The sequence below is a fragment of the Shewanella sp. AC34-MNA-CIBAN-0136 genome (assembly GCF_040309945.1).
Classification (GTDB): domain Bacteria; phylum Pseudomonadota; class Gammaproteobacteria; order Enterobacterales; family Shewanellaceae; genus Shewanella.
The window spans coordinates 1-239 of the sequence record NZ_JBEOPJ010000108.1 but is presented as its reverse complement, the minus strand read 5'-3'; the positions used below and the strand labels follow the sequence as shown (position 1 = coordinate 239).

Annotated in this window: 1 pseudogene; it reads left to right on the top strand. The window is 41.4% G+C overall.

What is annotated here, in order from left to right:
* A pseudogene (locus AAEY94_RS20840) lies at positions 1–239 on the top strand (DUF418 domain-containing protein); the annotation flags it as partial.

Below are 239 nucleotides of genomic sequence, written 5' to 3'. Positions count from 1 at the left end.
ACCTACAACAGATATAGCCATACTCATTTTCAGCAACTTTTTTTTAGAAGGACGCTTCTTTAGCCTATTCGCCATGCTTTTTGGGGTGGGATTATTAATCCAATATCAACGCCAGCAAGCGAGACCGGTATCTGCCGTCGCGGCACCATCCCAAAATAATCAGATAAAATCCCGCTTATATTGGTTAATCGTCTTTGGGGTAATCCACGCTATTGTTATCTTCCCAGGAGATATATTAT